The 24,676-nt window shown below is 45.1% G+C and carries 19 protein-coding genes; 10 read left to right on the plus strand and 9 right to left on the minus strand.

Annotated features, from left to right (window positions below):
* Window positions 1–7 precede the first annotated feature (7 nt).
* The 4 genes from moeB (at window position 8) to R7190_RS08070 (ending at window position 4,516) form a co-directional block, all read left to right on the plus strand.
* On the plus strand, window positions 8–757 hold the full coding sequence (gene moeB / locus R7190_RS08055; protein ID WP_186585440.1) for a molybdopterin-synthase adenylyltransferase MoeB: 750 nt from the start codon (window positions 8–10) through the stop codon (window positions 755–757).
* Between the two features lie 175 nt (window positions 758–932).
* On the plus strand, window positions 933–3,038 hold the full coding sequence (locus R7190_RS08060) for an LruC domain-containing protein (RefSeq protein WP_186585441.1): 2,106 nt from the start codon (window positions 933–935) through the stop codon (window positions 3,036–3,038).
* Window positions 3,039–3,050: 12 nt separating this feature from the next.
* A complete protein-coding gene (locus R7190_RS08065; RefSeq protein ID WP_054701851.1) occupies window positions 3,051–3,545 on the plus strand; it encodes a hypothetical protein in 495 nt (164 codons plus the stop codon).
* Window positions 3,546–3,685: 140 nt separating this feature from the next.
* The gene (locus tag R7190_RS08070; RefSeq protein ID WP_054701847.1) at window positions 3,686–4,516 is read left to right on the plus strand and encodes a sulfurtransferase; all 831 of its coding nucleotides are present in this window, start codon (window positions 3,686–3,688) and stop codon (window positions 4,514–4,516) included.
* A gap of 165 nt (window positions 4,517–4,681) precedes the next feature.
* On the opposite strand, the gene R7190_RS08075 is transcribed toward R7190_RS08070, so the two are convergent.
* Window positions 4,682–5,683 carry a sugar-binding transcriptional regulator gene (locus tag R7190_RS08075; RefSeq protein ID WP_005387670.1) on the minus strand — a complete coding sequence of 334 codons (1,002 nt, stop codon included), beginning with the start codon at window positions 5,681–5,683 and terminating at the stop codon, window positions 4,682–4,684.
* Window positions 5,684–6,149: 466 nt separating this feature from the next.
* Here R7190_RS08075 and tal point away from each other — a divergent pair, with 466 nt between their 5' ends.
* Both tal and tkt read left to right on the plus strand, forming a co-directional pair.
* Window positions 6,150–7,100 carry a transaldolase gene (gene tal / locus R7190_RS08080; RefSeq protein WP_005373488.1) on the plus strand — a complete coding sequence of 317 codons (951 nt, stop codon included), beginning with the start codon at window positions 6,150–6,152 and terminating at the stop codon, window positions 7,098–7,100.
* Window positions 7,101–7,225: 125 nt separating this feature from the next.
* Window positions 7,226–9,217 carry a transketolase gene (gene tkt, locus R7190_RS08085; protein WP_042522667.1) on the plus strand — a complete coding sequence of 664 codons (1,992 nt, stop codon included), beginning with the start codon at window positions 7,226–7,228 and terminating at the stop codon, window positions 9,215–9,217.
* Window positions 9,218–9,358: 141 nt separating this feature from the next.
* Here tkt and R7190_RS08090 read toward each other — a convergent pair whose 3' ends face one another.
* From R7190_RS08090 to R7190_RS08105, 4 genes are all read right to left on the minus strand, one after another.
* A complete protein-coding gene (locus R7190_RS08090) occupies window positions 9,359–10,921 on the minus strand; it encodes a methyl-accepting chemotaxis protein (RefSeq protein WP_005389027.1) in 1,563 nt (520 codons plus the stop codon).
* 209 nt (window positions 10,922–11,130) lie between these two features.
* A complete protein-coding gene (locus R7190_RS08095) occupies window positions 11,131–12,303 on the minus strand; it encodes an MFS transporter (RefSeq protein ID WP_021035943.1) in 1,173 nt (390 codons plus the stop codon).
* Window positions 12,304–12,456: 153 nt separating this feature from the next.
* Window positions 12,457–13,509: a 3-deoxy-7-phosphoheptulonate synthase AroG gene (gene aroG, locus R7190_RS08100; protein ID WP_017635200.1), complete on the minus strand. Its 1,053-nt coding sequence runs from the start codon at window positions 13,507–13,509 to the stop codon at window positions 12,457–12,459.
* A gap of 5 nt (window positions 13,510–13,514) precedes the next feature.
* Window positions 13,515–13,766, minus strand: coding sequence for a hypothetical protein (locus R7190_RS08105; RefSeq protein WP_017819898.1), 252 nt, complete (start codon window positions 13,764–13,766; stop codon window positions 13,515–13,517).
* 202 nt (window positions 13,767–13,968) lie between these two features.
* Here R7190_RS08105 and R7190_RS08110 point away from each other — a divergent pair, with 202 nt between their 5' ends.
* The gene (locus tag R7190_RS08110) at window positions 13,969–14,961 is read left to right on the plus strand and encodes an OmpA family protein (RefSeq protein WP_017635198.1); all 993 of its coding nucleotides are present in this window, start codon (window positions 13,969–13,971) and stop codon (window positions 14,959–14,961) included.
* An 88-nt stretch (window positions 14,962–15,049) separates the two neighbouring features.
* On the opposite strand, the gene R7190_RS08115 is transcribed toward R7190_RS08110, so the two are convergent.
* A complete protein-coding gene (locus R7190_RS08115) occupies window positions 15,050–15,652 on the minus strand; it encodes a beta-phosphoglucomutase family hydrolase (RefSeq protein WP_031778829.1) in 603 nt (200 codons plus the stop codon).
* Between the two features lie 76 nt (window positions 15,653–15,728).
* Here R7190_RS08115 and arfB point away from each other — a divergent pair, with 76 nt between their 5' ends.
* A complete protein-coding gene (gene arfB / locus R7190_RS08120; protein WP_005389036.1) occupies window positions 15,729–16,142 on the plus strand; it encodes an alternative ribosome rescue aminoacyl-tRNA hydrolase ArfB in 414 nt (137 codons plus the stop codon).
* A gap of 100 nt (window positions 16,143–16,242) precedes the next feature.
* Window positions 16,243–18,012, plus strand: coding sequence for a methyl-accepting chemotaxis protein (locus R7190_RS08125; protein WP_005373505.1), 1,770 nt, complete (start codon window positions 16,243–16,245; stop codon window positions 18,010–18,012).
* 90 nt (window positions 18,013–18,102) lie between these two features.
* Here R7190_RS08125 and vmeZ read toward each other — a convergent pair whose 3' ends face one another.
* Both vmeZ and vmeY read right to left on the minus strand, forming a co-directional pair.
* Entirely contained in the window at window positions 18,103–21,255 is a 3,153-nt protein-coding gene (vmeZ, locus tag R7190_RS08130; RefSeq protein ID WP_017635194.1) for a multidrug efflux RND transporter permease subunit VmeZ, read from the minus strand.
* A gap of 8 nt (window positions 21,256–21,263) precedes the next feature.
* Entirely contained in the window at window positions 21,264–22,391 is a 1,128-nt protein-coding gene (gene vmeY / locus R7190_RS08135; RefSeq protein WP_054574704.1) for a multidrug efflux RND transporter periplasmic adaptor subunit VmeY, read from the minus strand.
* 419 nt (window positions 22,392–22,810) lie between these two features.
* On the opposite strand from vmeY, the gene R7190_RS08140 reads away from it, so the two are divergent.
* Entirely contained in the window at window positions 22,811–23,275 is a 465-nt protein-coding gene (locus tag R7190_RS08140) for a dCMP deaminase family protein (protein WP_005373515.1), read from the plus strand.
* Window positions 23,276–23,357: 82 nt separating this feature from the next.
* Here R7190_RS08140 and pepT read toward each other — a convergent pair whose 3' ends face one another.
* Entirely contained in the window at window positions 23,358–24,587 is a 1,230-nt protein-coding gene (pepT, locus tag R7190_RS08145; protein WP_186585442.1) for a peptidase T, read from the minus strand.
* Window positions 24,588–24,676: the final 89 nt, after the last annotated feature.

Raw genomic sequence — 24,676 nt, forward strand, 5'->3', positions numbered from 1 at the left:
AGACGTTGTGGATATTCTTTCCGATCAGGAAATGTTGCGTTACAACCGCCAAATCATTCTTCGTCAGTTTGACTTTGAAGGACAAGAAGCACTCAAACAAGCATCGGTATTGATGCTTGGTGCTGGCGGTTTAGGCTGTGCATCGAGCCAATATTTGGCGACGGCTGGTGTCGGTAAAATCACGCTGATTGATGATGATATCGTCGAGCTGTCTAACCTTCAGCGCCAAGTGCTGCACCACGATGCGGATATTGGTCGTAAGAAGGTAGAGTCGGCGGCCGATGCGCTACGCGAGCTTAACCCGCACATTATCGTAGATACCATCGCAAAACGTCTTGATGATACCGCGTTAGAGAGCCTGATTACGGAGCACACTATTGTTGTCGATGCATCAGATAACGTTGATACGCGCAATCAACTTAACCGCCTATGTTTTGCGGCCAAAACACCGCTAGTTTCAGGCGCGGCCATTCGCATGGAAGGCCAAGTGAGTGTGTTTACTTATGATGACCCAGCGCAACCATGTTACCAGTGCTTAAGTGCCCTCTTCGGCAGCGGTGCGTTAAGTTGTGTCGAAGCCGGAGTCATGGCTCCTGTTGTGGGTATTGTTGGCGCAGTACAAGCGATGGAAGCGATTAAAGTGATTGCTGATTACGGCCAACCAAAGAAAGGCAAAATTCTGATTTTGGACGCGCTCAGCATGTCTTGGCGAGAAATGAATCTGATGAAAATGCCCACCTGTCCGGTTTGTAGTTAGTTCTAAACCTCTAATCATTCCCAAAAAGCCCAACTCAATGTTGGGCTTTTTCTCATTTTGACAATCAGATTTACAACCCTTCTTCTTACAAATATTAAATCAATAAAATTCAACAACTTAAAACTTGGCACATTCCTTTCATTGCATATATCACGAACCAATGAGAGGGCGAATTATGAAAAGGACATCACTACTACTTGGGTCTCTAATAGCGAGCGCTTACGCACAAGCGGCGCCATTTGATACGTGCCCAAGCCAAGCATACCTGTTCCAATCAACCCCGGTTCAAATCTATGGCGTCAATTTGGTTACAGGCTCTACGACTCTTTTAGAGGACGACACAGGTTTGGCTTCGGGCATCAACGGTGTAGGCTTTAACTTCACTGACCGTTATATCTACGGCTACGACACCACAAACAAAAAGATTGTTCGTCTTGGTAAAGACTTCCAAGCAGAGACGCTTGATGTTTCGGGCCTTCCTACCGACCACACGTTTTACGTAGGTGACGTTTACAACCACGTCTACTACTTGTACCGCAAAGGCAAAGGACTTTTCTCCATTGACCTTTCTCCGCTCGATTCTGATCCAAATGCGACATTGAGCATCGTGAAAATCAGCTCAACAGCGACAGTGAACCTAACCGACTTTGCATTCCATCCAGGTGATGGCTCCCTTTACGGCATCGACAACAACTCTGGTGTGCTATATCAGTTCAACCCATCAAATGGTAGCGCAACTGCGATAGGTGACACAGGTGAGAAAGGCACATTTGGTGCTGGCTACTTCGATGTAAACGGCAACTACTACGTGTCACGTAACCAAGATGGCAAAATCTATCGCGTTGACCTTTCGGAAGGTAACGCAGCCAATATCGCAGCAGGTATCGTTCCTGCGGTTGAGTTTGTATCCAACGGTCCAAGCTCAAGCCAAAATGACGGTGCACGTTGTGCAAATGCTCCCGTGATTGACGAAGACGAGCCAATTGATTTTGGTGATGCTCCAGACAGCTATCACACCACGCTTGCGTCAAACGGTCCTCGCCACGAAGTGGACGGTGTAACTTGGCTTGGTTCTGTTGCTCCAGATGGTGATGCAGACGGTCAGGCAAACGACAACTCTGTTGGCACCGCTGATGAAGATGGTGTTGGTTTTGTATCCGCACTTGACCCAAGCTTAAGTTCAATTGTGAATGTGACGGCTTCTACTTCTGGCTACCTATCAGCATGGTTTGACTGGAACCGCGATGGTGACTTTGATGATGAAGGCGAACAAGTCTTTACTGACCAATTACTGTCTGCGGGTAATAATCCCCTACCGTTTGTCGTTTCAACCGCTGCAACGGAAGGTTCAAGCTGGAGTCGATTCCGCTTTAGCCAACAAACCGGATTAAACTACGATGGTGGTTCGACATCTGGTGAGGTGGAAGATTACCCAATTACCATCACTGGTAATGGCTACTCAGTGGAATATTTCCCGAGTGCAGAAGATTACGCCACCGTGGCTTATGAAGATAATTGGCCATACACCGCAGACTACGACATGAACGATGTGGTCGTGAAATTCCGCATCACTGAAACCAGTCTTGCTGGTCATGTTGAGAATATCCAGATTACAGGTGACCTAGCGGCCTACGGCGCAAGTTACAAAAATGGCTTCGCAATCCGACTACCGGGTGTATTGAGAAGCTCGATTGAAAACGGATTAACAACGCTATCCTTCAATGGTGTAGAACAAGCATCTAATGGTTTGGAAAGTATTTCTGATGAAGCCATTTTCATCATCAGTGAAGACTTAAGCACACACGCGGCTAGCAGCTGTAGCTACTTCCGTACCGAGTCTGGCTGTGATGATAACGTTTCACTCACCTTTACCTTGAATGTGTACTTCACTGAAGGATCTGACCGTTCAGCCATTCAAGCCATGCCATACGACCCGTTCATCTTCGCAACGCCGGGGACTTACCATGGCGACGGGATTACCTTCCAACCAGGTCGTAAATGGGAAGTTCACTTAGCAGACCAAGCACCAACAGAACAGTTTGATGACCAAAACCTCTTCGGTGTCGGCGTCGATGCAAGTGACCCTGCGCAAGGTGTGTACTTCAAAACAGCAAACAACTTACCTTGGGCACTGTTGATAGTAGAAGATTGGGATTGGCCGCTAGAGCGTGTAGACATGGTCGATGCATACCCTCAATTCCAAACTTGGGCTGAGTCTGGTGGCGAACGAAGCACAGATTGGCACACCGCTCCAACACCTAACAAATGCTACATTCCATAGGGAGATAACATTATGAAAGCACTTATCACAATCATCATGGGATTAGCACTAACAGCTTGTGGCGGTGGCGGCGGAGGTGGTAACAGTACACCACCTTCACCAACCCAAACCACCGTTGCAGAGGAAGACACAACCCAGCAGGAAGAAATAACCGTAGAAGAGACTACCGTAACTGTAGAAAATGCAACCATGCAGGACCTAGTAGTACCGGATGGCTTTAGCTACAACCCAGTGACGGAGGGTACGCTCAATGTAGACATCAGTGGTTTCTCTTCACAACGTGCACACCTAAGCGTGTACAAAGAGTTTGTCGAGAACAGTTCAGGTAACTACGATGCAAAATATCCAAGCAAAGTCGCATCGGTTCCACTCAACAACGGTACAGCAAACGTCGACTTTAATGTTTCTGATAGCCAAGGTAGCCTACTTGTTGAAATTTGGTTCTATGACGGCAGTGACCCAATTCAGAAAGTGATTACTTCTGGAGACAACACTTGGACCATGTAACTAGATAGATTGAAGGCATAGCGAAAGCGACCTTTCATCATAAATCTTCAATCTCAAGCTTAAAAATCGCATCGTTCTTTTGAACATGCGATTTTTTTGTTGTAAAACAGTAAGATTATCCACCTAGCAAACTAAAGACAATGCAAGCACTGATTAGTACTGATGAACTCAATAGCCTTCTCGGCCAACCTAACGTCAAGCTCCTCGACGCTAGTATTGCGTTTCAAATCCCTTCTGAAGGCAAAAAGATTCAAGATAAGTGGATTCCAAATACTTTACGCTTTGATTACGACAATGACTTTTGCTTACCCGGTTCTTCTCTGCCGCATATGATGCCAACAGAAGAAGGCTTCAACCAAAATGCGAAACAACTCGGTTTGAACAACGAAGATTTGATTGTGGTTTACGACAACTCTGGCACTTTAGCCGCGCCAAGAGCTTGGTGGATGTTCAAAGCTATGGGACATGATAATGTTCGAGTCTTAAACGGCGGTCTTCCTGCTTGGATTGAAGCCGGATTTCCTGTCGAAAGTGCCCTATCGCAACCAAGCGAAGAAGGCAACTTTGCGGGCAAGCTCAACCAAAATGCCTTTTTGAGTGCACAAGATGTTCTTGCTCATTCAACCAATAAAAGTGCCAATATCATCGATGCCAGAGCCAAAGCTCGCTTCCTTGGTGAAGTGCCTGAGCCACGAGAAGGTCTACGTAGTGGGCACATTCCAAATTCGGTTTGCTTACCGTTTCAAGAACTCTTGACCAACGGTCACATTAAACCAAATTCAGAGTTGCAACAGATATTTAGCGCACTAACGATAGATAGTGACAATTCGATTATTTTTAGTTGCGGTTCCGGTGTAACCGCATGCATTTTATTACTCGCGGCGTATCAAATTGGTCTGGACAACCTGTCGGTGTACGACGGTTCTTGGACCGAATGGGGTGCAGACCACTCTCTACCTATCGAGTGTTAAGACAAGTGTCTGTTTAACAAAGTATCTTACGTTTATCTAAAGATGATGTGTTCCAATAAACTAAACGCAGCTTCTAAACCAAACTTGTCATTTCGAAATAGAAACTGGCTATGAGTGATTTGTCCCTCCTCATAGCCTGACTACATCAAAAGCCGACTATTTCCGTTAGCGTTCAGATGTCGCGTTACCGTGCATTTGCTCATCTAAGTTGAGCACGGTTAATGCGTTGCTAACGCTCGTGGCGATCACGTCTATCGCTCCAGTTCTTAATGCTCCGAGTAGAGCGAGTGGCTTGCTGTTCTCAGCTGCGATCGCAATAACTTCCGAGATCGGCCGAAACTCTTCAATACCAAGTCCAATTACTCGGTCACTCATTACCGTGTTCGCTACATTACCGTGAATATCAAAGAAGTCATAACCTGCAAAATCCCCTACCACACCTTGTTGAAGTCTCGACTGAACCACTTCATCAGGCGTAAACCAACCTAAGTCGACCATGTAACTGTTTTCGCTCATGTCACCAATACCAACCAAAGCAACATCGGCTTTACGTGCTAGGTCGAGCGTTTGTTTCACGGTTGCATTTTGCATGAAGGCCAACTTCTGTTCTCTATTTTCTGCGTATGCCGGCGCATAAAGGGTTTCAGAGGTCCCCCCATATTTCTTCGCCAACTGACGACAAATATGGTCGGCGTTATACATACCGCCACGCGGGTGAATACCACCAATACCACACACAAATTTACAGTCACGCGGCGTAATAACACCAATATGGTGAGCGACAGACGACACGTTGCGCCCTTGTCCGACCGTCACCACCATGCCGTTTTTGAGCGTGCTAGTGAGATAATTGGACACCAATCCCGATACCTGTAGTCGTTGCGCTTCTTCATTCGGTTGATCAAGAGCAACAAGCGCGCGCTTAACGCCGAATCGCTCGATCAAACGTTGTTCAATCTTGGCGCTGAACACCGGATGGTATTTAACGGTAATTTCAACAATGCCTTCATCACGCGCCTGCTTGAGCATTCGCCCGACCTTTGCGCGTGATATGGCAAATTTTCTCGATATCTCTTCCTGAGTCGCACCGTCTTGATAATACGCGACGGAAATCTCTGTCAACAAATCCGTGTTTTCAATGGAAATATCTTGATTAGAACTGCTCATGGTTTCTCTCGCCCTTTAAGAGGATCGATATTGTATGCAATAAGTGAACATATGCTCATTGACTTAGCATATGTTCTTTATCAATTTAAACGCTACATTTGCTCATCGCAATAACATTTTCTCACTACAATTTTTTACCCTCTTGGACAACGCTCAAGCTTTGAACAATAAGGGCAAACGTTTATTTGGGTTAACCACTAAACACACAGTAAAAAAACGTTGATGAAGTTCACTATAAGTCCATTTCAGCGATTGACTTTCAGCATAGATAGGATAAATATGGACACATCATTTACTCAGCTATCGATCAAATGTTCATAGCATTTGTTCGGTAACGAAATTTTCCGTAGTTGGCTGAGCAGATGTCTCATTAAATGCGATGAGACGGTTAGCTAACTCGCTTGCAAATGCACAAGCTGTGATAACAAAAATCACGCTTAAGCCCATTTAAATAGGATGATCGATTATGAGCAACAAGTTAGAGCAACTTCGTAAACTAACGACTGTAGTAGCAGACACTGGCGAGATTGATGCAATTAAAAAGTATCAGCCAGAAGACGCAACAACTAACCCTTCTCTTATCCTTAAAGCCGCTCAAATCGCAGAGTACGCACCTCTAATCGATGCTTCAATCGAATACGCTAAAGCACAGAGCAACGACAAAGCTCAACAAGTTCAAGATACTTGTGACATGCTTGCAGTAAACATCGGTAAAGAAATCCTAAAAACTATCCCAGGTCGTATCTCTACAGAAGTAGACGCTCGTCTATCTTACGATATGGAAGGCAGCGTAGCGAAAGCTCGTCAACTAGTGAAAATGTACAACGATGCTGGCATCACTAACGACCGTATCCTTATCAAACTGGCTTCAACTTGGGAAGGCATTCGCGCAGCTGAGATCCTAGAAAAAGAAGGCATCAACTGTAACCTAACGCTTCTATTCTCGTTCGCTCAAGCACGTGCTTGTGCAGAAGCGGGTGTATTCCTAATCTCGCCATTCGTTGGTCGTATCATGGACTGGTACAAAGCGAAAGAAGGCCGTGACTTCGAAGCTCAAGAAGATCCAGGCGTACTATCTGTAACTAAGATCTACAACTACTACAAAGAATACGGCTACAAAACTGTAGTTATGGGCGCAAGCTTCCGTAATATCGGTGAGATCTTAGAACTAGCTGGTTGTGACCGTCTAACTATCGCTCCTGCTCTACTTGCAGAACTAGAAGCAGCTGAAGGTGAAGTAGTTGAGAAACTAGTTGATTCTAAAGGCGCAGCTGAGCGTCCAGCACCAATGACTCACGCTGAATTCCTATGGGAACATAACCAAGACCCAATGGCTGTTGAGAAGCTGGCTGAAGGTATCCGCAACTTCGCCGTTGACCAAGGCAAACTAGAAGCGATGATCGAAGCTAAGCTTTAATTGCTTACCAAAAGCGAGTAGCCCGTCTACTCGCTTTTACCATCAGCACTATTTTCAAAAAATTCTATTTGAACTTGTTTCGGCGAGTTCCCTCTATTTAAATCAAATATCGAGAAGTAATCACTATGGATCGTAAACATCTAGCAAATGCAATCCGTGCGCTAAGCATGGATGGTGTTCAACAAGCTAACTCTGGTCACCCAGGTGCACCTATGGGTATGGCTGACATCGCTGAAGTTCTTTGGCGCTCTCATCTAAACCACAACCCATCAAACCCTGAGTGGGCAGACCGCGACCGTTTCGTACTGTCTAACGGCCACGGCTCAATGCTGATTTACTCTCTACTGCACCTTGCAGGTTACGAGTTGTCTATCGACGATCTGAAAAACTTCCGTCAGCTTCACTCTAAAACTCCTGGTCACCCAGAGTACGGTTACGCGCCAGGTATCGAGACCACAACGGGTCCGCTAGGTCAAGGCATCACTAACGCGGTTGGTATGGCTCTAGCTGAAAAAGCGCTAGCAGCGCAATTCAACAAAGAAGGCCACGACATCGTTGACCACTTCACTTACGTGTTCATGGGCGACGGCTGTCTGATGGAAGGTATTTCGCACGAGGCATGTTCTCTTGCAGGTACTCTAGGTCTAGGCAAGCTGATTGCATTCTGGGATGACAACGGCATCTCTATCGACGGTCACGTTGAAGGTTGGTTCTCTGACGACACACCTAAGCGTTTCGAAGCTTACGGTTGGCACGTAATCCCTGCAGTCGATGGTCACGATGCTGACGCAATCAACGCAGCAATTGAAGCGGCGAAAGCGGATCCACGTCCTACACTTATCTGTACTAAGACTATCATCGGTTTTGGTTCACCAAACAAATCTGGTTCACACGATTGTCACGGTGCGCCACTAGGCGCTGAAGAAATTGCAGCAACACGCAAAGAACTAGGTTGGGAGCACGGTCCTTTTGAAATTCCGCAAGAAGTCTACGCAGAATGGTCAGCGAAAGAAACAGGCGCAGCTAAGGAAGCAGCGTGGAACGAGAAATTTGCAGCTTATGAAGCAGCGTACCCTGAGCTGGCAGCTGAATTTAAACGCCGCGTAAACGGTGAGCTTCCTGCACAGTGGGAAGAGAAAGCAAGCCAAATCATTGCTGATCTTCAAGCTAACCCAGCAAACATTGCATCACGTAAAGCGTCTCAAAATGCTCTAGAAGCATTTGGTGCTCTACTACCAGAGTTCATGGGTGGCTCTGCTGACCTAGCACCTTCTAACCTAACAATGTGGTCTGGTTCTAAGTCTCTAGAAGCAAGCGACTTCTCTGGTAACTACATCCACTACGGCGTACGTGAATTCGGTATGACAGCGATCATGAACGGTATCGCGCTACACGGTGGTTTCGTTCCTTACGGCGCAACATTCCTAATGTTCATGGAGTACGCACGTAACGCAATGCGTATGGCTGCGCTGATGAAAATTCAGAACATCCAAGTGTACACGCATGACTCTATCGGTCTTGGCGAAGATGGTCCAACTCACCAACCAGTTGAGCAAATGGCATCGCTACGCCTAACACCAAACATGAGCACATGGCGTCCATGTGACCAAGTTGAGTCCGCTGTAGCTTGGAAACTAGCGATTGAACGTAAAGATGCACCGACAGCACTTATCTTCTCTCGTCAAAACCTTGCGCAACAAGAGCGCACAGCAGAACAAGTAGCAGACATCGCGAAAGGTGCTTACATTCTGAAAGATTGCGAAGGCAAGCCAGAGCTAATCCTTATCGCAACAGGTTCTGAAGTTGAACTAGCAGTAGAAGCAGCAGCACAGCTAACTGCTGAAGGTAAGAAAGTACGCGTTGTTTCAATGCCATCAACAGACGCATTCGACAAACAAGACGCCGCTTACCGTGAAGCTGTACTGCCATCAGACGTAACAGCACGTATCGCAATTGAAGCAGGTATTGCTGACTTCTGGTACAAGTACGTAGGCTTCGACGGTCGCATCATCGGTATGACTTCATTCGGTGAATCTGCACCAGCTGGCGAACTATTCAAAATGTTTGGTTTCACGACTGAAAACGTAGTGAACACAGCAAAAGAGCTACTCGCGTAATTGCAGTAAAAAGATAGTCAGTTTTCTCTATTGCGAATGTGAAAACTGAAAAGCCCCACCAGCAATGGCGGGGCTTTCTTTTATCTGGCTCCTATTCGCATAAACGCAGCCAGGACATAAACATCACAACTTTCGTTACGACTATTTGTCTTCAAATCGAAGTGCGAGCTGATAGAAATCTTGTACTTGGTCTTTCAACTGTCGGCTGTTTTGTTCAACTGAATGTGTTGCTGCCAAGTTTTGTTCTGCGGTCGAAGCGATAGAATGAATGTGCTGGTTTACATCACTAGATAGCTTTAACTGGTTATTCGCCGCTTCTGCTACATCAACCATCAGCCCACTCATGGTTTGCATCATCTGTTCAACTTCAGACAAACGCAACGCGCTTTGTTCTGCTACTTGAGAACAGGCATCGGTTTGCTCTTTGTTTGCCAGAATATCTTTCTGCCAACTTTGAATCGTTGCCAACATAGTGGAGATAGAAGCTTGGATTTGTTCAGTTGCATTGGATGTACGCCCAGAAAGCGCGCGGACCTCATCAGCTACAACAGCAAAACCACGACCTTGCTCCCCTGCTCTTGCCGCTTCAATCGCCGCGTTAAGTGCCAGTAAATTGGTTTGCTCTGCGATCCCACCAATCTCTTCCATCAAATGGTTCACCTTCTGCGCCTGATCACTCAGTTGATACGTCGTTTCCGTCGCTTTTTCAGCTTGAAGGCTTAATTGCGCTAGATTGGTGTGCGTTTGATCAATGGTCTCCTTCGCCATCAAGCATGACTTCAATGTATCATCAATCAACATATGGGCATCATTGGTACTCGAAGAAACCGAATTTGCCGACGACTCCACCTCTTGGGTAGCATCTCGCACACGATGAATATCGGTATTTTGCTGATTTAATGCAGCCGAGACTTCTGCCGTTGTTTGACTGAGCTCTTCGGCGCAATGCTGCAAAGGCAATGCGGAGTCAGTCATTCTTCCTAACACGGTTCGAATTCTTGCGGATAGCATTTTGATATGGAAATCGGCAATCGAAAATGCCGTGTTACCGGAATAGATCAAGCGACTTACGCTGTCATATTGCTTTTGTAACTTTTTAAGTTGCTGAGGTGTATCAATTAACTCTTGGCGGAATAACAGAGCCAGAACACTTGCAGGTAACGCACTTGCAAGCCAAGCCAACGGCCCTTCAACAGACAACGCATATGCGGTTGCAGGTGCGGTTAGTGCACCAAGTAGAATCGCATAGCGAATGGTTTCATTGATTTTCAACGACCAAGTTCGACCAGACTTCTCTGCAGCACGCATGCTTTTGTAGGCTTTTGTCGCAATATCAACCCACTCTCGCTTTGGTTTCACGCGCACTGATTGATACCCAACAACATGGTTGTCTTCGTAGATAGGGGTGACATAAGCATCAACCCAATAGTAACCGCCAGACTTAGTGGCATTCTTAACCATTCCACGCCAGGCTTTACCTTGTTTAAGGCGTGCCCACATGTCACCGAAAGCGGCTTTAGGCATATCATTATGACGAACTATATTGTGGTTCTGACCGACAAGTTCTTCGTGAGTGTATTCAGCAACGCGGCAAAAGGCTTCATTACAATATGTAATAACACCTTGTAAGTTCGTTGTTGAGACGAGTTCCTCAGACTCCCTCACGAGAGTTTCTTGAGCTTTATGAGAAATATTGGCTGACATAGACGAAACTTCTTTAGTTTTTATTGATTTTCGGCAAGATATATACAGGATTTTTATTTTTATTACAAAAAGTTAGATAAAAAGTCTTATCAAATCGACATTTTTATTGTGGGAATTCACATTATCGATAAAAACATAAAGAAGAGATTGTTGATTTGAGCTAATAAACAAACCCGACACGATCGGCCGGGTTATATATTAAGCCTTAATTAAGCGGTTTGTGATTCTGGCTTTTTATTCGTTTTTAACGCAAACATCGCGATAACGAGTAACACAAATGGAAGAACATACAAATTAAGATTCTGCCAACCTACGGTAGACTCAAGCCAACCAGATAGTAATGCGGTGATGGTGACACAACTGAACACGAAGAATTCATTAAACGCTTGAGCCTTGCTTCTGTTTTTCGCTTCATAGCTTTGACTAAACAGCCCGGTTGCTGCGATAAACATAAAGTTCCACCCTATTCCTAACAGGATTAAAGCAAGACTAAAATGCCAGATAGACACTCCATGTATATTAATTCCAATACAAGCAACAAATAGCAATCCACCCGCCAAAATCATATTCTTAGCGCCAAACCGTTCTATCAGACGGCCCGTGACAAACGCAGGTGCAAACATACCCAACACGTGCCATTCGATCACTCCCGCCGCTTTATCAAAATCAAAGCCACAACCAATCATCGCTAAAGGAGTTGCTGTCATTAAAATGTTCATCACCGCGTACGCAACCATTGCCGCGATAACTGCCAGCATGAAATTAGGTCGACGAATAATCAGTCTCAGCTTATCCGCCTTAGCGTGTAGCGCCTGCGTGTGTGCAGGTGGAAAACGAATGGTTTGTAGCACAACCAACGCGGTTATATAAAGCACGACAAGCACAGCAAATGCACTAATGTATAAGCCATCATCTGACCACTGCTGCGAGTACACGGCCAGATTAGGCCCAAGGATCGCCGCTAACACCCCACCCGCCATAGATATCGAAATCGCCCTATGCCTTGCCGACTCTTCACACACTTCAATGGCAGCAAACCTGTATAGAGTACCGAAACCTATACCAACACCAAGCAAAAACGTAGACATGCAGAACAGATAGAAGTTTTGTTGACTTAATGCATACGTCGCTAGACTAGCACCCAAAATGCCAATGACATTACCAAGGCTAAAACCAAGGCGACGCCCTAACTTGCCCATAATTAGCGACGCAGGAATTGTCGCGGCCATCAGTCCCAAAAACTGCAGTGCAACTGGTAATGTGATAAAACTTGATGACGGCGCAAGTGTTTTGCCAATAAGGGCAATAACAGATATGAGTAAAATATTCCCTGTCATTAATAAGGCTTGGCAGAGGGATAGAAGCCATACATTACGATTCAATTCCAAATTCCTTTTGGTTACGACGTATACAGATAACATATAGGAAAGCAGAAACAATAGAAAGATATGAGAGTAATTCTCAACAAAAAGAGCCAGAGGCATAGTACCTCTGGCTCTTCACTATTCGCTTTTAAAAAAGTTTTTCTGTTGAGCTTACTTGTTGCGGCGCGCTTTTACTGCATCAGAAAGCTGACGAAGTACCGTTTCCGTGTCTTCCCAACCAATACATGCATCAGTGATCGACTGACCATAAGTGGCTGCTTTGCCATCCACTAAGTCTTGGCGACCTTCAACTAAATGAGACTCGATCATCACACCAAAAATGGCTTCTTCGCCAGCAGAGATTTGCTCGGATACATCATCAGACACCAGCATTTGACGCTTGAACTGCTTCGAGCTGTTAGCATGGCTAAAATCAATCATCACTTTTTTCGGCAGACCTGCGGTGTCCAGCTCATCTTTAATTTGAGCTACATGTGCTGCACTGTAGTTTGGTTCTTTACCGCCACGTAGAATAATATGGCAGTCTGGATTACCAGCGGTTTCTACGATCGCGGAATGACCGTATTTTGTTACTGAAAGGAAGTGATGGGAAGCGCTTGCAGAACGAATCGCGTCGCTCGCTATTTTAATATTCCCGTCTGTACCGTTTTTGAAACCTACAGGACAAGAAAGACCAGAAGCTAGCTCGCGGTGAACCTGAGATTCTGTCGTACGAGCACCGATAGCGCCCCAACTGATCAAATCCGCCACGTACTGAGGTGTGATCATATCTAAGAATTCACTTGCCGTTGGCAAGCCCATATCGGTTAGATCAAGAAGGAGTTTACGTCCGATACGTAGACCATCATTTAGCTTATAGGTGTCATTTAAGTAAGGGTCATTGATAAGGCCTTTCCAACCAACGGTCGTACGCGGCTTTTCAAAATAAACTCGCATAACAACCTCAAGCTGCTCGCCCAGTTCATCACGTAGTACTTTTAGCTTTTTGCCGTACTCAACCGCGGCAGCCGGATCGTGAATAGAACACGGGCCAACGATCACGAGTAATCGATCGTCTTTTCCTTCAAGAATATTGTGAATGGCGTTACGGCAATCAAAAGTGGTCGAAGAAGCGGTTTCAGTCGCTGGGAACTTCTCTAATACTGCAACAGGTGGCAATAACTCTTTTACTCTATTTATTCTTACATCATCAGTTTGAAACATTACTTCTACTTCCTGGTTTTATTTCCGACCCCATTTTTACCAACTGAACTCATTGCAACATTGTTCACAAAGCGAGCAGCATCAAGGGCTGTGGTCATTTTCTGTCTAGCGTTTAAGTAACTTATCGGCTTAGGCGTAGACTTGCAATCAGTTTTTGCAAATAAATGCAAATAAAAACCACCTGTTAACCACCACGCACAATGTAAAGTAAAGTTTACGAAAAAAAGTTCAAAATAATCATCAATTTTCTTATGCACCAAAAAATCTTTACTACAATGTAAGAAATATCAGAAGTTTGTGAGGTATTTTTGGGTAGTAAATGTTGATCAAGTTCAAATATATTGTTGCTTGATATGAAATGATTAGAATATTAAACTAATTTCTTATAAACGCTGGTTTTTTCTAATTTTTTGATAAAACGAAGTAGAAGTTAATATGCAATCAATACAAGGAAACATTATGAACAAAGTAGCAATTGCAGTAGCAGCAGTGGTAGCTGGTAGTAGCGCGCTTTTAAACTCTGCTCAAGCTGAAATGTACATCGGGGGCAAAGTGGGCATGACTACACTTGACGACGCTTGCTATCTAAATAGCCCTTGTGATGATGAAGCGTTCGGTGCAGGACTACATATCGGTTATGACTTTACCGATATCATTGGGCTAGAGTACGGCGTAGACTTCTTAGGCGACTACAAAGCTAACTCGATGTCAGGGGCTAACACGGTTAATACGATTGACGGCAATCTAACGGCTTTAACACTTGCACCTAAATTCAACTGGCACTTAAACGACTCTTGGAATCTGTTTGCTAAGATCGGTGGTGCTTACATGATGTCTGATGACGAAACAGACTTTGTCCCAACAGGTTCTTTGGGGGCTGAATACTCGATCGATAGAAACTGGAGTGTTCGCGCTGAATACCAACGCTACCAAGACATGTCTGACGACGTGTGGGACGACATGGATGCTAACTTCTTTGGTATCGGTGTTAACTACAAATTTGCAGCAGCTCCAGTTGTTGCAGCAGTTGTAACGGAAGAAGTGATCGAGCCAGATCCAGAACCAGTGATGATGAGCAAGGTGCACAAAGAAGAGTACGGTACAGGTACGTTTGAATTCGATAGTGCTAAGTTAACAGATTCCGTTTCTGAACGTCTGGACAACTTTGTTTCATTCTTGAACGAATATCCTCAAGCTCAAGTAGAGATTACTGGTTACACGGATAGCTCAGGCCCTGCGGCATACAACCAAAAACTGTCTGAGCGTCGTGCTCAATCTGTTGCTGATTACCTAACCGCAGCTGGCATTGGTTCAGATCGTTTGACAGTTAAAGGTATGGGTGAAGAAAACCCAGTTGCTGACAACAGCACTCGCGAAGGTCGTGAGAAAAACCGTCGCGTAGAAGTTGTGGTACCTTCATTTGAATACCAAGAGCTAGTTCAACCAGAATAAGCATCTATGATTCATGATCGATGATGTGGTAAAAATTAATGGGGTGCATTTGCACCCCATTTTGATCTCATATTAAGGGATATTGCCACTATGGTTTTGGGAAAAAGATCAACTCATTATCTTGCACCATAACGCAATCCATACCAGCTGCATGCGCCGCTCGCTTCCCCAACTCAGTATCCTCGAACACAAGACACTGTGACGCCTCCAAGTCGAGTTGTTCCGCGGCCATCAAAAAGGTATCTGGAAAGGGTTTATGGTTCTCTACATCACTTGCGGTTACTACAACATCCAACTTGTCTAATAAACCTGCATGACTTAATAAGCGCATGGCACTTTCTCGTTGGCTGCCAGTACCGACTGCAATTTTCTTATGGCCTAAATATTCCTCTAACACGATGTTCGTGCAAGGAATAACGTCACCATGAAGCTCCATAGCAGCGAATGTTTCCATTTTAAATGTCGCGACAGTTTTAGGATCTAATAAAAGCTCATGCACACGATTTAGTTCCTCAACAATTTTAAAGCTCGGCATCCCTCCCAAACTGTGAAACCATTCCTGGCAAAACGGAAAATCAAAACGCTCAGCAGTTGCTTGCCAAGCTGCCAAGTGGGCTGGCATGGTATCGATTAGAGTACCATCCATATCAAATATGAATCCCTCATAGGGTCTAAAATCAATCGTGCTCATGTCTTTTCTTCTATTTGTGCATCTGTAATGTTAATTTATCAGCTCTTTCAATCGTCCTTACCGGCATTTACTTATCATGCTCAAAATTTCGAACTCCGTCACAATTCAAGAGTGGGAAATTCAATTATCCCCAATTAGAGCTCAAGGAAATGGTGGCCAGAACGTTAACAAGGTAGCGTCCGCTATACACCTGCGCTTTGATATCCGGAATTCCAGCTTACCTGACTTTTACAAAGAGCGATTACTTGCACTTTCTGATAGTCGTATAAGTAAAGATGGCGTGATCATCATCAAAGCGCAACAATTTCGGACACAAGAACAAAATAAGGAAGACGCCCTAAATCGGCTTCAAGCATTGATAAAAGCTGCCGCTTTACAGGAGAAGAAGCGTATTAAAACGAAACCAACCCGCGCTTCTCAACGCCGACGACTTGATACAAAAAACAAGCACGGAGCGAAAAAACAGCAACGTAAAAAAGTGCTGTATTAGTGCATGTCGTTTTCTCGACATGTTAGTTGAACAACGTTTGCTAGCCCTTGGAAATCTCATTGGATTTCTCTTTTTAGTTACTTATTCAGGAAACAACAATATGACTATTAGGCAAAAACTCTACTTCCTCGGAGTTATCGCCATTTTAGGCATCGTGGCCCTTTTGGGTACGTCATCCCATTTTGAAAATAAGAGCAATGACCTTAATCACGCCATCAAACTCGTTGGTGATCTAGAAATACGCTTACTCAACTTACGCAGAAATGAAAAAGATTTCCTACTACGTAGTAATGACAAATATCTAAATAAGTTTGACGCCAATGTTGACAAGTTTATAGACACAGAAAAAGAGCTTGCGAACATACTCAAGAGTAATGAATTACCTTCCAGTCAACAATTTAAGCAAGACTTGCTCGCATACCAAAGGGGCTTTCAGAATCTGGTCAGCGCTTACCAACGATACGGGCTTGATTCAAAGAGTGGGCTTCTCGCTGGTTACGAACAAGCACTATTAGAAGCAAAACAACGTTCAGACCACCAGCAGTTATTGGCATTAGTCCGTTTTGACTCTGCGGTAAAAGCAGGACTATTCAATAGTGACTTGCTTGAGGGGCAATATGCTCCTGAGCTTATCAAAACAGGTAAGCAATTGGCGGCCCAAAAGCAAGTTGTTGGGATTGCTTATGACAAAGGCCTACTCGGTGAAACTCGCGCATTATCCCATGCCGTAGAAGAGCAATTTGAAACCTTTTCCACAGCCCTTAGCTCTGCTGCCGCACAACGTGATGAACAAATGTCGACCATCAAGCAGGTCATTACAGCTCTGATCTTAGTCGTTATTTTCGCATTGATTTGGCAAATTTCACGTTCAATCAATACGCGAGTGAATAGCTTACTTGGCACCATTCGAAGTATCAGCGAAACGAACAACATGGGACTTCGATCTGATTTGAAAGGTCAAGACGAGCTATTTGATATCAGTCATCACCTCAATGACCTATTGGATAAGCTTGAGCATCTAATTAGTAGTACCCAAGAAAAATCGGCGCAACTCACTGCAAGTACCGATAATATGCATCGTGAGTTAGAAGGCGTTATGGAGCAATTCCACACGCAAACTGACCACACAGCATCAATGGCGACGGCAGTTCAGCAAATGGTTGCCACAATAGGTGAAATCTCTGAAAGCACATCAGTTGCGGTAGAAGGCGTACATCAGGCAGCGAATAATGCCGAACAAGGTCGAGGAGTTGTTGAGGCGACGGTAACCAACATCGGTCAACTAACCACGATTTTATCAAACAGCCAGCAGTCGATTGGCTCGCTGAATCAGCATGTAGATAAAATTGGTGGTGCTGTGAACATCATCCAAGAAATTGCAGAGCAAACCAACCTACTAGCTCTCAACGCAGCAATTGAAGCCGCGCGAGCAGGCGAACAAGGCCGCGGGTTTGCAGTTGTCGCCGATGAAGTACGCGCCCTAGCTAGCCGAACTCATCAATCCACAGAGGAAATCACGCGGGTCGTTGCAGACATTCAAACTCAAATGTCTACAGTTGTTGCTGATATTGATCAATGTAACGATCAAGGGCAACAAACACTTAATGCTTCTGAAAAACTGGATTCTAGCCTGCAACAGATCATTACTGACATGCATTCAATTCAAGGTAATTCGGAGCGCATAGCTTCAGCAATTGAAGAACAAGGTATCGTGATGAACCAAGTTAGCGGTTCAATCACCGAGCTAAACGCAATATCTGAGAATAACATGCAATCCGCTCAGGAATGCTTGCATGAAGTGAACTCTGTCTCTGCTCAAGCTCATGATATGGATGAAGCCGTTGCACAATTCAAAACTGCGCTAAAATAACCCTTTTTCAAAATAGAAAGCCCGACGCAACCATTGCTTCGGGCTTTTTTTCAATTGTCACTTCGTGCTTACTGCGCACTTCGGATGTGATTATTCATCATCAAGAGGAACCAGCTTGGTGTTGCCGCCATGAACTTTCTCACGCTGTCTTTGCACCAGAGCGTAGAAGCCTGGGATCAAGAATGTACCTGCTAGAAGCACACACAATAGACCACCAATCAGCGACACGCCGAGTGAGTTTTGACTCACGTGCCCCGCACCAGCGGCAAAGATAAGCGGGAAGATACCCAGGATAAATGACCAAGATGTCATATTCACAGCGCGGAAACGTAACGTGCCTCCTTTAACCGCTGCACTATCGATATCAGCATCTTTTTCTTCACGCTCTTGCTTGGCGAACTCCACAATCAAAATTGCGTTTTTCGCCGCCAAGGCTATGAGCAAGACAAGACCAATTTGGGCATACAAGTTAAGCGGCGTGCCAGTTAGATTCAACGCAAGAAAGGAACCTAACGTTGCTACTGGGACCACCAAAATAATAGCCAGTGGAATACTCCAACTCTCATACTGAGCCACCATAAACAAGTAAATGAATATCAAAGCCAGCGCAAACGCATAAATGGCTTGGTTGCCCGCAAGCACTTCCTGATAAGCCATACCTGTCCATTCATACGTATACCCTTGTGGAAGAACTTCAGCAGCAACGCGTTCCATTGCGGCAATCGCATCACCACTAGAGTAACCCGGAGCTGGTTGGCCTTGAATGATAGCACTGCGGTACATGTTGTAACGCCATGCCACATCAGGCTCAAACACTTGCTCGTAGCTCACTAGCGTACTTAACGGAACCATATCACCGTTCGAAGAACGAACATGGAAACGCTCTAGATCTTCCATGCTGCTACGGTGCTGGCTATCAGCTTGCATGGTTACGCGGAAGTTCTTACCAAACATGGTGAAGTCATTCACATAAAGCGAACCTAAGTTGCCTTGCAAGGTTTGGAAAATAGACGACAGCGAAATACCTAATTGCTGCGCTTTCTCACGATCGATATCAACGTAGTAGTGCGGAACATTCGCGCGGAACGTGCTAAACGTGTAGGCAATTTCAGGCGCTTGGTTAGCCGCTTGGATCATTTCTCCCATGACCATCGACAAATCGGTACGACTTCGCCCTAGCGTGTCTTCAAGCACAAACTCAAAACCAGACGCAGCGCCCATACCAGGAACCGCCGGTGGTCCCATCGCAAAAACAACCGCTTGAGGTAGCTCTGTCGCCGCTCGACCGTTAATACGTGCCGCGATAGCATTAGCAGAGTGCTCTCCTTGCAGCGAGTTACGAGTATCCCAGTCATGCAATTTGATAAATACAGAAGCACCGTTTGATGCTGCGGCGCCTGTCATAAACGAGTAACCGTTCGCAACCGTCACACCATCCACACCTGGTTCTTCACCGATCATTTTCATTAAATCATTGGTGACTTCTTCAGTACGTGATAAAGAGGCTGAATCTGGTAGCTGTACGTTAACCAGCAAAATGCCTTTATCTTCTTGAGGAACAAACGCTGTAGAGGTGGTTTTCGCAAAGAAAGTGACCGCTGCGATAGCAACTATAAAGAACGTCACGAGCAGTAAAGACTTCTTCACCAAGAAACCAGCGATCTGGCCATAACGCGTAGTGATGCGCTCTAAGCCTCGGTTGAAAGCCTGGAACCAGTTAGCGGTATTGCCCCCACCCTGCTTCAATACCAGAGAACAAAGTGCTGGAGACAGCGTCAATGCATTGATGGATGAAATAACAACCGAAATACAGATGGTCAAAGCGAACTGGCGATACATGATACCGGTGATACCTGGCAGCATGGCGACGGGTATGAATACCGCAAGTAGAACCAAGGTCGACGTGATGATTGGTCCCGTTACTTCTTTCATCGCTAGCAACGTCGCTTTACGCGGTGAAATGGTTGGGTCTTTCGCCATGGTAGTATCGACGTTTTCGATAACCAGAATCGCATCGTCCACCACGATACCAATCGCAAGGATCAAGCCAAACAAAGTAACCGTATTAATGGTGAAGCCCGTTGCCTGCATGATGGCAAACGTACCAATCAGAGAAACGGGGATCGCGACAACAGGAATCAACGTTGCACGCGCACTACCCAAGAACAAGTAAGTTACAGCAATCACCAATAGAATCGCTTCAATCAGTGTTTTTACTACCCCTTTGATCGATTCAGATACGAACACGGTTGTATCGTAGCTGGTCTCGTACTCCATTCCCTCTGGGAAGTTTTTGCTCAAGCCTTCAAGGAGCTCCATGACGGCCTGACCACTTTCTAACGCATTCGCATCCGATTGAAGAGACAACGCAACGATTGACGCGTCCTGGCCACGGAACTTACCGTTACCATCGTAGAACTTTTTGCCTAGTTCAACGCGAGCAACATCTTTCAGATAAACCGTAGAGCCATTGGGATTAGCTCGAAGGACTACGTTCTCAAACTCACTCACGCTTTCCAAGCGACCTTTGGTCACAAGGTTAAACTGAACTTCTTGCGGATTGTTGTATGGTGCTGCACCTACACGCCCTGCCGCAACTTGAACGTTCTGTTCAGCCAAAGCGGCGTATACGTCTGACGTGGTTAGCTTAAGGTTGGCCATTTTTTCAGGATCTAACCAAACACGCATTGCGTATTCGCCACCACCAATCACGTTAACTTCACTGATACCTTTCGCACGAGCCAACTGATCTTTTACATTCAAGTTAATGTAGTTAATCAAGAACTGATCATCGTATTTGCCATCAGGTGAATAGAAGTTAAGCACCATCAGCAAGTCAGGTGAACGCTTTTTCACCGTCACACCAACCATGCGAACTTCTTGAGGCAGTTTTGACTCAATCTGTGACACGCGGTTTTGCACGTTAACTTGCGCCATATCTGGATCGGTGCCAACATCGAACGTGACGTTTAGGCTATAAGAGCCATCGTTCGCGCTCTTTGAAGACATGTATATCATATCCTCAACGCCGTTGACTGAGGTCTCTATGGGGTCCGCAATGGCCTGCTCGACAACTTCCGCACTCGCGCCAGTGTAGTAAGCCGAAACGCTTACTGATGGCGGGCTTATCTGTGGATACTCAGCCACTGGCAAAATCGCCAGTGAGATCGCGCCGGCTAGCGTTAATATGATCGAAATAACCAGCGCGAATTTAGGTCTCTGAATAAAGAAACGACTTAACATAGTGCCCCCTACTGCTTATCTTCAGCAGGTGCTTGAAGGCGCACTTCTACACCATTACGCACACGTTGTAGGCCTTGTGTAATAACTGTATCTTCCTGATCGAGCCCTTCTCGAATGATAATGCCTTGTTCAACCTGAGGGCCAAGCTCGACGTTGCGACGCTCTGCTACATTTCCCTCAGCCATCACCATCACAAAGTCACCTTCTAAGTCAGTTTGAACGGCACGTCGTGGAATAACAATAACGTCCTTCGTATTCTTGTCTCTCAAGTTTACTTTGATGTGCTGACCAGGAAGTAGCTTCTGATCTGGGTTTGGAACGAGCGCGCGCATAGCAATCGTACCCGTTTTGGTGTCAATACGATTACCTAAGAAATCAAGCTTACCGAGATGCTCAAAAAACTGTCCATTTTCCAGTTCAAGCTGAACTTCAACGCGGTTTGATTCTGCTGAGCCGTCGCCTTTGACTTGATCCATACCCATGGCTAAACGCTCGCGCTCACTCACACTAAATGAAGTATGCACTGGGTCTAAGCTCACCAATGTCGTCAGCACGCCAGATGATGGAGAAACCAGATCACCCGTACTCACTTTGGTATCACTAATACGTCCGCTAAAAGGTGCTCGGATTTGAGTATAGGAAAGGTTAACTTCAGCAAGCTTAAGTTGAGCATTTGCCGCTTCTAGCTCTGCTCTCGCACCAAGAAGTGCCGCAGTTAAAGCATCAAACTCAGATTGAGAGATACTACCGCGAGGCAACAAGTTTTTACCTCGAGTATGATCTAATTCGGCTTTTTTTAGCGCCGCTTTAGCTTGTGCAAGTGCGGCTTTAGCACTCGCGACTTGGGCTTCAAAAGAAGATGGCTCGATAGAGTAAAGGAGCTGCCCTTTTTCTACCATTTGCCCCTCTTCAAAGTGACGAGCTTTTAAGTAGCCAGAAATCTGCGCGGTAATATTGGTATCTTCTACTGCTTCAATGCGACCGATATAAGACTTGCTCGGTTGGTAGTCGATAACCGTGACATCCTGAGTCACTACGAGAGGCGCTTGACCTTTCGTTTGGGCATTATTAGCTTCCCCGCATCCAGCGAGGATTGCTGTAGCCGCCATTAGTGCGACAAGTGGTTTCTTTTGCATGTATTTACCGTCTTTATAGAACAGGATATTGTTGAATTCCTATCAACCTTACTCCTTGCTGCCACTGAAAACTTCACTGAAAAGCGCCCAAGGTGTTTCTAAATGTAAACATGAGAAACAAAAGGAAAATAAAGTAATTTAGTTAACAGTGGTATTCAATGAGCAATATACATACAACTCAATCATAACTATTTAATATACGCCTTAGGAGATCGCGAATTTTAGCGTGTGCTTGGAAACACTAACGGGAGTATTGTATTCGGGCGTAAAGTGAGATTCAGTGCTCAAGATAAGAACGTTTTGTGGCTAAAAAGGTAAAAAGTGACGCCTTCATACTCAAGACCCCGATTTTGACTATTTTTTTAATATAAATGGGTTATCATTCAATTAATTCAACGCCTTCGACAGAGAGGATGACTATGATTTCTAAATGGGCGAAACGCTTTTACCAGATGGCAGAACTAGTGGCGTCTTGGAGTAAGGACCCATCAACACAAGTCGGTGCCGTTATTACTAAACAGAATCGCATTGTATCTGTTGGATTTAATGGCTATCCGCATGGTGTTTCTGACAGTGTCGACACCGATGAGCGCGAGTTGAAATACCTTAAAACACTGCACGCGGAAGAGAACGCAATTTTGTTCTCAAAACGTGACTTAGACGGATGTGATATTTGGGTAACGCATTTTCCTTGCCCTAACTGCGCGGCAAAGATCATTCAAACAGGGATCTCACACGTACACTGCCCTGAGCAGTCTGAAGACTTTTTATCTCGCTGGGGAGATAAAATCCAAGTCAGTCAAGATATGTTCGACCAAGCGGGTGTGAAAGTCGACTGGTTACCGCTAGAAGACATTGAAATTGAAGACAAAGACGTGCGCTAGTATTCCATCTTAATATTTAAATAGCCCAGAGAGATCTGGGCTATTTTGTTATTAAATCTGCAAGAGGTCTCGACGTAGTCTTTTAACTGTGTTTTTTCGCTGTGAGCTCAGCAATTTTGACAATAACGAGTACTGATTTTTCCATCATTTCAACAGAAATAAACTCATGAATTCCGTGGAAGTTAAAACCACCGGTGAAGATATTCGGGCACGGCAAACCCATAAAAGATAAACGAGCACCATCTGTACCACCACGAATAGGTTTTATAATCGGTTCCACATCACACGCTTCCATCGCTTGCTTTGCCAGCTCAATGATATGAGGGTAAGGCTCAACCATTTCTCTCATATTGTAATAGCTGTCTTTTATTTTTAGCTCTACAGAACCATGGCGTAAACCCGTGTTCATTTCATCGACGAGTTTCTGCATAAAGGCTTTTCGATCCTCAAGTCTTTGACGGTCAAAGTCTCTAATAATGTAACCTAGCTCGCTTCGTGCAACGCCCATTTCTGCCGATTTTAAATGGAAGAACCCTTCGTAACCTTCGGTTGTTTCCGGAGTTTGATCTTGGGGCATTTGAACTTGAAATTTCGCAGCCAAGTTCATCGCATTGACCATTTTGCCTTTTGCGGTACCTGGATGAACGCTAACTCCATGAAAAATTACATCAGCGTTTGCTGCATTAAAGTTTTCGTATTCCAATTCACCTTGCGGGCCACCATCTATAGTGTATGCCCATTTCGCGCCAAATTTTTTAACATCAAACAAATCTGCACCACGACCGATTTCTTCATCCGGAGTAAAGCCGATACAAATGTCGCCGTGTGGAATGTCTGGGTTTTCCAGTAGCAGAGCTACCGCGGAAAGAATCTCTGCGATACCGGCTTTGTTATCCGCGCCAAGTAATGTAGTGCCATCGGTAGTAATAAGATTGTGGCCATGTAGGTGATGTAAATCTGGGTATTGCACGGGAGATAACACTTCATCCCCCAACCCTAATGCAATATCGCCACCCTGGTAATCTTCGATGAATTGCGGCTTTACGTTTTTGCCAGATGCATCCGGCGCGGTATCCATATGGGCAATGAAGCCGATAGGAGGAACCGCATAATCAACATTGGCTGGCAGTTTAGCCATCAAGTAGCCATTTTTATCCAAAGTCACGTCACTTAAACCAAGCTCGATCATCTCTTTTTTAAGTAACTCAGCAAACACAAGCTGACCAGGTGAACTTGGGCAAAGCGTCACATGTGGATTGGATTGGGTATCAAACGTGACGTATCGAAGAAATCTTTCAACTAAATGTTTCATATTTATTCTCATTGTTTTGTACGATGAGGCCTTATCACGCATTGATAAGCTGACGTTGCCTCATCAAACCTCACGCTATGTTACGCTCT

This window comes from Vibrio sp. 1078-1 (assembly GCF_033340475.1).

Excerpts from the sequence above, each read along its gene's own strand:
- R7190_RS08115 (WP_031778829.1), bottom strand. The coding sequence starts at position 15,652 with ATGAGCACGATTGATTTTAGACCCTATGAGGGATTCATATTTGATATG.
- vmeY (WP_054574704.1), bottom strand. The coding sequence starts at position 22,391 with ATGCAAAAGAAACCACTTGTCGCACTAATGGCGGCTACAGCAATCCTC.
- aroG (WP_017635200.1), bottom strand. The coding sequence starts at position 13,509 with ATGTTTCAAACTGATGATGTAAGAATAAATAGAGTAAAAGAGTTATTG.
- R7190_RS08070 (WP_054701847.1), top strand. The coding sequence starts at position 3,686 with ATGCAAGCACTGATTAGTACTGATGAACTCAATAGCCTTCTCGGCCAA.
- tal (WP_005373488.1), top strand. The coding sequence starts at position 6,150 with ATGAGCAACAAGTTAGAGCAACTTCGTAAACTAACGACTGTAGTAGCA.
- vmeZ (WP_017635194.1), bottom strand. The coding sequence starts at position 21,255 with ATGTTAAGTCGTTTCTTTATTCAGAGACCTAAATTCGCGCTGGTTATT.
- R7190_RS08090 (WP_005389027.1), bottom strand. The coding sequence starts at position 10,921 with ATGTCAGCCAATATTTCTCATAAAGCTCAAGAAACTCTCGTGAGGGAG.
- R7190_RS08075 (WP_005387670.1), bottom strand. The coding sequence starts at position 5,683 with ATGAGCAGTTCTAATCAAGATATTTCCATTGAAAACACGGATTTGTTG.
- pepT (WP_186585442.1), bottom strand. The coding sequence starts at position 24,587 with ATGAAACATTTAGTTGAAAGATTTCTTCGATACGTCACGTTTGATACC.
- R7190_RS08140 (WP_005373515.1), top strand. The coding sequence starts at position 22,811 with ATGATTTCTAAATGGGCGAAACGCTTTTACCAGATGGCAGAACTAGTG.
- tkt (WP_042522667.1), top strand. The coding sequence starts at position 7,226 with ATGGATCGTAAACATCTAGCAAATGCAATCCGTGCGCTAAGCATGGAT.
- R7190_RS08065 (WP_054701851.1), top strand. The coding sequence starts at position 3,051 with ATGAAAGCACTTATCACAATCATCATGGGATTAGCACTAACAGCTTGT.
- arfB (WP_005389036.1), top strand. The coding sequence starts at position 15,729 with ATGCTCAAAATTTCGAACTCCGTCACAATTCAAGAGTGGGAAATTCAA.
- R7190_RS08110 (WP_017635198.1), top strand. The coding sequence starts at position 13,969 with ATGAACAAAGTAGCAATTGCAGTAGCAGCAGTGGTAGCTGGTAGTAGC.
- R7190_RS08125 (WP_005373505.1), top strand. The coding sequence starts at position 16,243 with ATGACTATTAGGCAAAAACTCTACTTCCTCGGAGTTATCGCCATTTTA.
- R7190_RS08060 (WP_186585441.1), top strand. The coding sequence starts at position 933 with ATGAAAAGGACATCACTACTACTTGGGTCTCTAATAGCGAGCGCTTAC.